7 protein-coding genes and 2 pseudogenes are annotated in these 10,707 nt (G+C 52.1%); 3 read left to right on the plus strand and 6 right to left on the minus strand.

The window, feature by feature from the left end; all coding sequences use genetic code 11:
* Window positions 1–474 precede the first annotated feature (474 nt).
* Window positions 475–1,707 (minus strand): site-specific integrase, encoded by a 1,233-nt coding sequence (locus tag K5905_RS17500; RefSeq protein ID WP_297586166.1) that lies wholly within the window; start codon window positions 1,705–1,707, stop codon window positions 475–477.
* A gap of 176 nt (window positions 1,708–1,883) precedes the next feature.
* Here K5905_RS17500 and K5905_RS17505 point away from each other — a divergent pair, with 176 nt between their 5' ends.
* Together K5905_RS17505 and K5905_RS17510 are read left to right on the plus strand one after the other, a co-directional pair.
* Window positions 1,884–2,999 (plus strand): RHE_PE00001 family protein, encoded by a 1,116-nt coding sequence (locus K5905_RS17505; RefSeq protein ID WP_297586169.1) that lies wholly within the window; start codon window positions 1,884–1,886, stop codon window positions 2,997–2,999.
* Window positions 3,000–3,365: 366 nt separating this feature from the next.
* Window positions 3,366–4,118: an IS6 family transposase gene (locus K5905_RS17510; RefSeq protein WP_297586171.1), complete on the plus strand. Its 753-nt coding sequence runs from the start codon at window positions 3,366–3,368 to the stop codon at window positions 4,116–4,118.
* Window positions 4,119–4,227: 109 nt separating this feature from the next.
* On the opposite strand, the gene K5905_RS17515 is transcribed toward K5905_RS17510, so the two are convergent.
* The 4 genes from K5905_RS17515 to K5905_RS17530 form a co-directional block, all read right to left on the minus strand.
* A complete protein-coding gene (locus K5905_RS17515) occupies window positions 4,228–4,461 on the minus strand; it encodes a Flp family type IVb pilin (RefSeq protein WP_297586174.1) in 234 nt (77 codons plus the stop codon).
* A gap of 577 nt (window positions 4,462–5,038) precedes the next feature.
* On the minus strand, window positions 5,039–5,311 hold the full coding sequence (locus K5905_RS17520) for a hypothetical protein (RefSeq protein ID WP_297586176.1): 273 nt from the start codon (window positions 5,309–5,311) through the stop codon (window positions 5,039–5,041).
* A gap of 85 nt (window positions 5,312–5,396) precedes the next feature.
* Window positions 5,397–5,900, minus strand: a complete 504-nt coding sequence (locus K5905_RS17525) for a helix-turn-helix transcriptional regulator (RefSeq protein WP_297586179.1) — start codon at window positions 5,898–5,900, stop codon at window positions 5,397–5,399.
* A gap of 215 nt (window positions 5,901–6,115) precedes the next feature.
* Window positions 6,116–8,188: an EAL domain-containing protein gene (locus K5905_RS17530; protein ID WP_297586181.1), complete on the minus strand. Its 2,073-nt coding sequence runs from the start codon at window positions 8,186–8,188 to the stop codon at window positions 6,116–6,118.
* 418 nt (window positions 8,189–8,606) lie between these two features.
* Here K5905_RS17530 and K5905_RS17535 point away from each other — a divergent pair.
* Window positions 8,607–9,356 (plus strand): annotated as a pseudogene (locus K5905_RS17535) (IS6 family transposase).
* A 138-nt stretch (window positions 9,357–9,494) separates the two neighbouring features.
* On the opposite strand, the pseudogene K5905_RS17540 reads toward K5905_RS17535, so the two are convergent.
* Window positions 9,495–10,707: pseudogene (locus K5905_RS17540) on the minus strand (hypothetical protein); the annotation flags it as partial.

The following is a 10,707-nucleotide window of genomic DNA, read 5'->3' on the forward strand; positions in this document are numbered from 1 at the left end:
CTCGACCATATACGCTGATCCTGTGGCCCTCTGGCAAAACTTACAGTGACAAATCGTGACTCGACTGGGCAAAGACAGGGTCGCATACCGAATGTTTCCACACAGACATCCTCCCTCGTGTTTTGTCATCGTTTGTCCTCCTGGTTCTCGCAAAATAGCTCAATGCAAATGTCAAACTCGATGATAATGGGTTGAAGCTGGCGCATTCGTAAAGTTCGTCGAGAAAATGCATCGCAGTCTCGGCCAACGTCCGCATCGATTTTGACGACGACGAACTGTAGGTAAGGTCATCTGCGCTGCTGACTGGCCTTGTTCAGCACATGTACTTTCAAGTCCACCCAGATTAGTCTTCTTCGCGCCGCTCTTTCCGCTTCCTGGTTGTTAACCCCAACAGGCGGGCACATTACGATGCTGTTTTGGAGAGGGCGGCATCCATTCCATTTTTTCAGGTCCCGTTCGCCCGATATATTGAAATTACTCCAAGATCCGTGCGGACCGGCGCCGGTTGCGGCTGGCTTCGTTATAGTAGGCCGATGCCTGGGCGACGGAACGATGTCGTGACTGCTGCATGGCGTCCTGGATCGGAATGCCTTGGTTTGCGGCCTCGGTCAGGAACCCGGAGCGCAGGCCATGCGCAGAGAAATCCTTCGGATCGAAGCCGGCCTTCTCGATCCGTGCCTTGAGCACGGCGTTTATCGATTGCGGCGTCAGCGCCCGGGGCTTCACGTTGCCCCATTGATCAATCGCCCGAAAGACAGAACCCTCGGTGATTTTGGCAGCCTCCAACCATTTCTTTAGAGCGTCCACCGGCCTGCCGATGATGACCACATGATTGTCGTCACCGGAAGAATCTTCGGTCTTGGTCCGTCCGAGCCGAATGGATGCACACGCCAAAAGGCTGCTTTTGGGTTTCTCGGGATCGGCCGGAACTGGATTTTCGAAGGCAATCTGCGACAGGTGTAGGCCTGCAATTTCGGAGCGGCGGCGGCCGCCGGATGAAAATCCGATAAGAAGCAGGGCATGGTCACGTAGGTCAGCAAGGCTCTGTTTTATGGTGTCGTCGCCCTGGCATGTGGCGAGAACCATTTCAAGCACGTCCGCTGTCACGGCCTTTTTGCTCTTTGGTTGCCGCGGTCGGTCAGCAACGCGCACGGCGAGCCGCAAGGCCGACCGGACACCAGGCGATCCAAAAACACCCTTGAGACCGCGCCAGCGATGCAAGGTCGACCAGGACGCCAGCCGTCTTTGCACAGTCGCCGGCGCATGCGGGGGTCGGAGACCCGCCGTATTTTTTGGGGTCCTGAGCAAGCCCTGATCTTCCAGCGCATCTGCAACCTCTTCCGGCATGCCGTGAGAAGAATCCTTCTTGCGCTGTTCGGGATCCCACAAATGGTGCGCGATGAATTTCAGGATCAGGGGTTCCGGCGCCGGCCAGAGCAGGTTTTCTCCCATGGCCGCCAGGCACCAGGCTTCCAGGTACGAAAGATCCGAGGTGAGGGCGCGCAGGGAATTCTCGCCCATGCCTTCCCTGGCCAGGTGGCGCAAGGTTTCGACATCGTCGTTTGTCAGCAGATGCGCCAGTTGCTCGGTGCGGTGGTTGCCGGCAAGCGCCGGCAGGACGGCCGCGAGCGTGTCGAGTTGCTCGATGCGCCTGTCGACGGCTTCCGCAGTGTCGTCGTCCGTGGGCGGGGCAGAGGGCTGCGCCATTCTCAGGCCTTTCGGGCAGGTGTTCGGGCTGGAATCCTAGCTGACAGGCGCTCAAAAGTCTAATCATCGATAAACGATTATTATCGATAGTCATGGACTGTTTGTTTCGTGCATCATGGTACTGAAACCTTATTAGCATATAGCATTCGTTAGGCAATTCTAGTATAAAAAAAACAATGGCTTACGATCTCACAAAAATCCCGATCCAGGCCCTGTTGCAGCCCATCTCGGAGGCCACCGCCGCGCTCACCCGTCTCGACGAGCGTCTCAAGCAATCGCCGCTCGGACCCGGCTGCCTCGAACGGCTGCAGTTCCACGACGCCTGCGCCTCGCTGTGGATCGACGGCGAGCTCGTCCATCTGGAGGACCTGGTCCTGCACGATGCCTCCCGCGACATCCGCTCCCCAACCCACGAGCTGACCATTGCCCATGCAGTCCTGCGCGCCCGCAGAAAAATTCTCCGATTTTCTGGTGGCTGGGCGCTCAGCCCCGAAGGGTTTGCGGCGTTGCGCGGCGCTGAGAGTCTTCTAGAAAATGAGGACGAAGAGGGGAGGGGCAACGGAGTTGCCATGCCCTTGAACCCCCAGATTGAAACTGAAGGCAATGAGGTCGATCCGCTGGCCCAGGACCTGGCCGCGCTTGACGCGGTGCTTGAGCGCAGCACGGCAATCCTGTCGGGGGCACCTGCTCCTCAGCGTGAAACGCCAAAAAAACGGGCTGAAATCGTCTATGACCCGGAATGGGGCGAAGAAGACCGCCTGGCCGAATGGCGGGAGGTTCTGCGCAAAACAGAAAGCATGCCGCCCATTCTGCGCGCCGTCCTCCTGTTAGACACTTGGAACTCTTTGGACGTGCTGGAGCGCACGCCCTGGCTCGGCCGTCTCCTGGCCGCGAGCAGCTTGTCGGAGGCCGGTTTGACGAGCGCAGGGCATCTGGCGACCGTCAACCTGGGCCTGAAGCTCATCGCGCGGGACAAAAGAACCAGCAAGAACCTGGAAACCCGGCTGACGGCGCTCCTGTCCGCGCTGACGGCTGCGGCCGAGTTCGGCCTCAAGGAACACGACAAGCTGGTGCTGGCCCGGCAGACCCTGGAGCACCGGTTGAAGGGGCGGAGAAAGTCGTCGAAACTTCCCGAACTGGTGGATCTGGTGCTGTCGCGGCCGATGGTGTCGGCAAGCATGATTGCCAAGGACATCGGGGTGACGCCGCAGGCCGCGCTCCGGCTGGTCGAAGAGCTCAATTTGCGGGAGCTCACAGGACGCGGGCGGTTCCGGGTCTGGGGGATAGTATAGAAGCGAGCCGCATACTTTGACAACGCAACCAAAAACAAAAGGAGGATATCACTGTTACCGCAATATGATATTTGTTTTGCGCACCTTTCAGACACTCGTCGGATATGGCACAAAGATGCAAGAAACAACGTTGCAATCATAGATTTTTTAATCGCCGGATTCTCTGAATGACCACCTCACTTAATTCGCTCCTTAAGTCCTATCGCGAACAAGCCCGCACAGAACGTAACAAGGGGACCTATTTCGAGCGGTTAGCCGTTGCATATTTGGCCAATGATCCGGGGGCGTGTCGCAAAGTTTGTCGAGTTAACCATGCCTTGAGATTTGGCTGTTGAAAGAGCGCTCCTGTAATTGGAGTTCCGCGTCATGATTCTCTCAGCCATCGTAGAAAAACTGAAACGCCAATCGAAGGCTGACTTCAAAGGCAGACAGTTCGAAGCGTGGCTGATCATCCATGCAGTGTCCTGGTACTTGCGTTATCCGCTAAGTTATCGGGACTTGGAAGAAATGTTCCTGGAACGCGGCTTTGAGGTAGACCACAGCACCATCAACAGATGGATTTTGGTATATGCACCGCTGATCGAAAAGCGGCTACGCCGGTTCCGCAAGCCACATTGCGGCTCGGTCCGCATCGATGAGACCTATGTGCGCATCAAGGGCCAATGGCGATACCTGTATCGAGCTATCGACAAGCATGGAAATCCGGTCGATTTCCTGCTCACAGCAAAGCGCAATCTGAACGCAGCCAAGCGGTTCTTTCAAAAAATGTTGCGGGACGCCCCGCTGCTGTCACCAGGCACGATCGGCACCGATGGTGCTGGCACATTTCCACCGGCCATCGGGGCGTCGGTTGACGATGGCCTGCTTGCTCCGGACCCAGTGCACTACGTGACCAAGCATTTGCAACAGGGCATTGAGAGCGACCATTACAGGCTGAAGAAGAACATGCCGAAGGTCGGCGGGTTCCGATCGTTCAATTCGGCCAGAAAATCAATCGCAGGCTTTGAAGCAATGCTTTGGCTCAGGAAGGGTTTCGACTTTGCCGGCCAGTGGAACGTCTGCGAACAGAACGAGCTGATTGCAGAGCTTTTCGGAATTGAAAAAGTTAACGAAGCCTAAAAACGCTTCCAAAACGGGAAAAACCTGTCCGACGGCGAAACTTGCGACAAGCCCAGAGAAATGCATCAAAGGGAGAATTCATTCATGTCTTAGAGTTCGAGAATGGCATTCACTCTCCATAACCTTCTGCATCTGGTTCTTCCCAGGCTGTTGCAATCTTGGAGAATACATCGTCGCGAAGACTGGTACCGAGCATAGTCAAGGCAAAGAGAAGAGCAACGCTAATAAACCCCACGATAAGCCCGTACTCTATCAATGTTGCTGCGCGTTCTTCTCGAGAAAACCGTCGGAGAAGATGCAGGAAATTGTTTCTGCCGACGAACACATTCAAAAGTTTGAGCATTTTCGGCCTCTGTCTGTCAGTTACCCTCGGATCGCATCTCGATCACAAGAGATTAAAATGTGAGGCTCAACAGTCCTTGGCATCAGTAGCTTGGAAGTTTCATGCTTTTACACCAGCACAAGTGATGCGCACTCAGTTCCATTGTGCTGCAATAAAAAGACGAATGAGCTCCTCAGACTTCGTACGAGAATTCCCGGCTTCCCGGAAAAAAGGGGCCCCGCCCTTTTTCCTCACGCAACTCACGAATAATCCCCCGCCTTGGCGGAGACCAAATCGCCTAAGTTATTCTGCAGCAACGAACTTATTTAGGTCCATAGTTCAGCGTCTCCGATTTATTTGGACAGTTCTATCGAGTACACTCTGTCTTTCATCACAAGAGCGTACAACGAAGATTTGACGCACAAAAAACTTCACATGGGAGGAGGTAATTTCAGATGAATTGAATATTCAGAGACACGTGACGCAAACTGACAACGACTACAGGCACGTTTCTTCCGTGTGAACGTAAGACGCGTGGTGTAGGGGAAACAGTGTGACCGAGCGCAAAGGCGTGGAACCTATATTTTTCCCCGCAGAGTTATTGCTCCGGATACTTGAGGCCGTTTTCGCGAATTGCAATTGATATGAAGCGCCGTAAAACATCGCTTGTAATCCATGGCCTATCGCAAAAATAGAGTACCCAAGCCAAAATTTTCTCATGCGTGTCACATAGTTCGCGGCGAACTTCGTATCCACATTCAATGTCAATGACTATATGATCATCGACTACTTTGACCTTTTCAGACAGATCCTTGACTTGTGCCTTTAAGAGCGCAAGTTCTTCGTCTGAACCGAGAATTTTACCCAACACGCGCTTCTCCGTGAATATTTCACCAGTTGGCAGTTATAGTATTTGTCTTTAGTCAACTTGTTGTCGGTGTCACTTGGACTTAACATTACGCGGAGCTGACATCGCCGCGTCGGATAAGCTTTAGTGGTGGTAATTCATCTCCGATATTCCCTTCCCCCTCCTCACAGTTACAGATTTTCTCTGCCCGTGAGACACCCGTCGAACTTGCAATTGCACAGGCTAAAAGAATAAAATTTTCTCGAAGACAACTGTCGTTTATTCGACTAAATGCGAGATTCAATTGAAGGGATTCATCATTACTCATAATCAAGTCTGAAATTGCTTCTGAGCCAGCTACAGGAACCAAGAGTTTCTCAGTACCGGGAGCTCCCTCATAAAAAAATGTCACAGGAACACTCAAGACCTTTGCGAAAGTGAGCAGTCTGCTTGCACTTACTCTGTTGGCCCCTCTTTCATACTTTTGGATCTGCTGAAAAGAGACACCAAGTTTCCTACCAAGACCTTCCTGAGTTTCGCCTAAATTGATGCGACGGGCCCGTATACGCTTTCCTACATAGACATCCACATCGTCAGCTTTTTTCTTAGCCATTGTTTGTCCCCCTACAAATGTGTATCGATCTCTAAGCGCAATCAATTGAGCCGTTTTGAGCTCTTTTTTACCCCTTTAAGTCGGGTAGAAAGTTCCGAGAGTAAGCAAGGTACCTCTAAGCAAGTTTCCGACCCAACCATTGGCTCAATTCAATTCGTTCGTCTGTGTTGAATTCACCCGGGTCGCGTAATTGGTAAAACTCTGTTGTGGACACTTCATGCTCGTCGTGAAGACTGTTTTTGTGAAAACCAATAATCATCAGAAGAGCTGAGGGGAAATACCGGAAAGGCTGCTTCGTGCTGTGCAACACTTCCTGGTTTCCCAAACATGTAACCTTGGACTAGATCACATCCGGCGGCGCTCAACAGAATTGCCTGTTCCTTGGTTTCCACCCCCTCTGCTGTGATTTCCACATCGAGAGAGCGCCCCAAGCCAATGATTGAGGTCACAATAGCGTCAGTGCTTGTGTCTTTTCCGAGGTTTTGGATGAAGGTTTTATCAATCTTGATTTTGTCAAACGGAAACAAACTCAAATAGCTCAGCGAGGAATAGCCCGTTCCAAAGTCATCCATTGCAATAGAAACGCCCATACTGTGAATATCTCGAAGCGTTTCGATCACCGCGTCTGGATTCGAAATCAGAAGGCTTTCGGTGACTTCGATCTCCAAACGCTTTGGATCCAAATGAGAATTATGGAGTGCCTGCGCTACCCGGCTCTGTGTTTCACCGGCGATGAATTGAGCTGGGGAAACATTGACGGCAATTTTGCGGCCCTCGTTTTCCCACATTGCCGCTTCTTTGCAGGCTTGGTTCAGAACCCAGGTGCCAATCTCTTGAATTTGCCCCGTATCTTCGGCAACCGGGATGAAGATATCTGGCGTGATCCTTCCTTTTTCTGGATGGTTCCAGCGTATCAATGCCTCGTAACCTCGTAACATACCGTCTTTCAGCCCGTATTGTGGTTGGTATACAAGCTCGAACTGGCCGTATTTAAGAGCATTGTTTAGCCCTTTTTCGACGTCCTTCCTTTTTTGTGCGTCTGCGTCGAGACTAGCCGTGTACCAGGCAAATGTGGAACGGCCACTATGTTTGGCCTTGTAAAGCGCTAGATCAGCGCAATGCAGTATTCTGGAAGAACGCCAAGCGCCATCAGATGCTCTTGCCAGCCCGATTGACAGTGAAATCTTGATGTCCTTCCCGTTAATTACACACGGCGCGCCTGTGGCTGCGATCAATTCAGAGGCTAGTCGGGTCATCCGTGCAGAATCTGAAACTGTGGTTAGCAGCACTGCAAATTCATCCCCCGACAGCCTGGCAACCAAGTGAGCGCTAAACACTGCCCTTAATCGCTCGCCAATGATCTGTAGAAAGACATCCCCCGTTCCGTGCCCATGGGTGTCGTTAATTTCCTTAAATTTATCTACATCAATCAACAAGACGCCAATATTGGAGGCCTTGGCGTGCGCTAAACGCAACGCCTCCGTCAATCGGGCGTTAAACACCGCTCTGTTGGGTAGGCCCGTTAGCACGTCATGGTGCGCGAGATACTGGACATCCTTATTGGTGCGGATTTGCTCTCGAAACCGCATCCAGAGGAGAAGGACAGCACAGAAGACAGACATCAGGCTCAGTCCACAAACCGTTGCGCTAATCCACCAATTAAGGGGCGACAGCCTCGACAAGATTTGAGACTGGTTTACCAATAGCAGCATTGTTGGCTGCTCACGCCGGTTCTCGGCCGGCCGAAACGAAACTATTGCGTTTTCACCAAACTCACCCCACCAGGTCATATCGGGGTAAATTCCAATATTTCCGGTTGATGCCTCGCCCCGAAGGGCGTCTAGCAGTGGGGTTCGCGACAAAAGTAATTCGTCACGGAGCCACTCCACCCCTAAATTACTTTTGGTAATCTCGCCCGTCGTTTTTCCAACTGCAGGTATACTGACTACCGCATCCAAAATAACCGGCTGCCCATTTGGATATAGATGCAAGCTCCTGAGTTCATTTATTTCGTTCGACGTTAGGTTTGATCGCCCTTCCTGAAAGGACAACAAACGAAGTTGAAAAAGTTTGGATGATGATTTGGTAGTCTGTCGTTCATCTTCAAAGGCAGGTAAAAAATTCCTTACCTTCTGTTCGTGGGGCAAAAAACTGATTTCGATCGCGCGAACCAAAAACCATCGGGCAAGAAGGCGATTACTTGCATACATCCCAAGCGCCAGCACCAAAATCAGCGCCATTGAGATAAAAAACATAATGATATTATTTCTTACGACTAGAATCGCCATCTAAATTAATTACCAATTTACGCAATCCACTTCCACTAACTCACAATAAATTTGTTTAATGATCATGAATAATTAACAAATCGAGACAAAGATCACAGTATAAATGATACAGAAATACAATATTCTCAAAATTATTTACTTTCCGCACACTTATTTTCACTTAAATGAGTTTTGCAAGCCTTAAACAAACATCCAAGGAGGACAGATCCGCCACTTTGAGACAATAAAATCAGAGATGTGTTTTTCCACGAACCAGCCCCAACAACGGACTCGTCCCCACTAAAATCTTCATTATGTAAAAAAGGCGAGCAAGTTTGTTGTCGAAAATTCATTCCTCACAATAACCACGAAAATCACGCTCGATGATGGATGCTGTCAGGTTAACTTATGATCAGTATCGATCCGATATTCGGGAAGAATGACCCGATCGCCCATCAGCTATAAACGACACCGCTTTCCACCAGCCATTATCGCCCACGCGGTTTAGCTCTACTTCCGCTTTCCGCTAAGTCTGCGTCTTGTCGAAGAGATGCTGCTGGAACGCGGCATCGTCGTTTCCTATGAAACTATCCGTTGTTGAGCCAAGACGTTCGGTCCGGACTATGCCGGTCGCTTGCGTCGGAAATTACCGAACCCGAACGATGTTTGGCATCTGGACGAAGTGGTCGTAACGACCGGTGGGAGGAAACATTGGTTGCGGCGCGCGGTCGATCAGGTCGGCTATGTTCTTGACGAGATCGTCCAGAGCCGGCGCAATACTAAGGCTGCCAGGCGGCTCCTGACCCGGCTGATGAAACAGCAGGGATGCCTGCCGAAGCGGATTGTCACCGACAAGCTTCGTTCCTATGGAGCGGCTCGTCGCCAAGTCATGCCGGCAGTCGAGCATCGATCACATAAAGGCCTCAACAATCGCGCTGAGAACTCGCATCTGCCTTTGCGAGAACGAGAACGTGTCATGCAGGGATTTCGATCGCCGGGCGGGTTGCAACGTTTCCTGTCCGTCTTTTCGGCGGTCCGAAATCTCTTCGTTCCCTCTCGCGCGAAAACCTCAGCCCTCACCGTCCATCTGCATAGGCTCGGCGCCATCGCGCATTGGAAATGCGGTTGCAGGAGTGGCCGTCTGACCAACATGCATCTGTCCAAAATTACCCAACCGGATTTAACCTGACATCACCCTGTAACCTCATAGCTATTCCTCTTTGTCAATGGTTTCGTCAGCGCCGAGACGACCTGTTGGAGTGCTGTTCGGAGTGAATGCGCCCAGTATAGGTGCCACTTCTTGCCGCAGTTATATTGGAAACCGTACTCATCGACCTGTTTCTACTCGTGTTTCTATCTCAAGCCTGTATCGTCTGTTGACAACCTTCCACAGTCTGGTGATCTCCTTTTCAAGCCTACGCAGTCGCATGACGGCAAGATCGTAATTGGTACCGGCATCAACATAGCTGAGGCGAAGGATCGACTGTTCTTCGCGAAGTACATCGATCAGTTGGTTCAGGCTGCTGCGCCACCGCTGTCTCAGCTCCACGCGACCCGGTTCGAAGGCCTCATCCTTCAAATCGAGGCGTACTACCCGGCCGATGGCAGCACCAAAATCGAGCTTCGTTGTCTTGCCGGCCGTCAAGCGCACAACACGCGGGTTCTCAGTCGTGAGACGGTAGCCTGCCGGCAGCGTTCGCGTATCGAGCTTCATGATGAAATTCGTACCAACTCTATGATCGGGAAGATCGGCACACGAAACGTTGTAGCGGCCATGCTTGTCGGTTGTCACCAGCAGACCCTTAACTGTTGCGATCCGAACGCCAGGCAGGCCCCGTTCGCTCTTGTCCTGATAACCATTGCGATTTGCATCATCGAAAACCTTACCAATCACATCCCCGCAGTCGAAGACGTGTTCACCAACGACGATGACTTCGGCTACAGCGTCAGAGCCGACCGCGTTTCCGTCCTGATCAAGCGCATTGGCAAAGTTCCTGTGCAGGCCCGGTGACACAGTGCTCAGAACGAGCAATCGTAATTGGATTTTTATCGTCTGCTCGGGCTCCAATGTCATATCCGCGAAGGAAATGACTCTGCCCTCAATTGTTGGGTCGATAGAAACACCATTAACAGATCCAGTTCCCGGAACATACCGGAAGCCGGAGGGAATTTTGTCGAAGATGGTCACCGTAGTAGAAAACGTCGGATTGTTGTTGGTGGCCTGAATGGTATAGGGAACTTGAGCTCCTCGGCCAACTTCACGCAATCCTGCTGACTTGATGATAGTAATACCTGCCTGTTTTGGAGCGGTAGTATCCACATCAGCGGCGGAGTTGTCGGCCGTATCGGCATCTGTGGCGCCGGCGGGGGCCGTGACGGCGGCGGAGTTTGTCAGGGTTCCGGTAAAGCCGGGAAGCGGCACCAGGGTTTGTTCGAAGGTCAGTGCGGAGGGTGTGACGGTGCCGTCCCCGGCGACGGTGACGGGCAGATCGACGTCGGTGTCGAGAGCGCCTGCGACGGGATTGAGCGGATCGTCGGAG

Source organism: Roseibium sp., from assembly GCF_025698965.1.
Classification (GTDB): domain Bacteria; phylum Pseudomonadota; class Alphaproteobacteria; order Rhizobiales; family Stappiaceae; genus Roseibium.

What these genes read in the sequence shown, in the direction of transcription:
- K5905_RS17525 (WP_297586179.1), bottom strand. Translation starts at nt 5,900, where the DNA reads ATGGCTAAGAAAAAAGCTGACGATGTGGATGTCTATGTAGGAAAGCGT.
- K5905_RS17500 (WP_297586166.1), bottom strand. Translation starts at nt 1,707, where the DNA reads ATGGCGCAGCCCTCTGCCCCGCCCACGGACGACGACACTGCGGAAGCC.
- K5905_RS17530 (WP_297586181.1), bottom strand. Translation starts at nt 8,188, where the DNA reads ATGGCGATTCTAGTCGTAAGAAATAATATCATTATGTTTTTTATCTCA.
- K5905_RS17510 (WP_297586171.1), top strand. Translation starts at nt 3,366, where the DNA reads ATGATTCTCTCAGCCATCGTAGAAAAACTGAAACGCCAATCGAAGGCT.
- K5905_RS17505 (WP_297586169.1), top strand. Translation starts at nt 1,884, where the DNA reads ATGGCTTACGATCTCACAAAAATCCCGATCCAGGCCCTGTTGCAGCCC.
- K5905_RS17515 (WP_297586174.1), bottom strand. Translation starts at nt 4,461, where the DNA reads ATGCTCAAACTTTTGAATGTGTTCGTCGGCAGAAACAATTTCCTGCAT.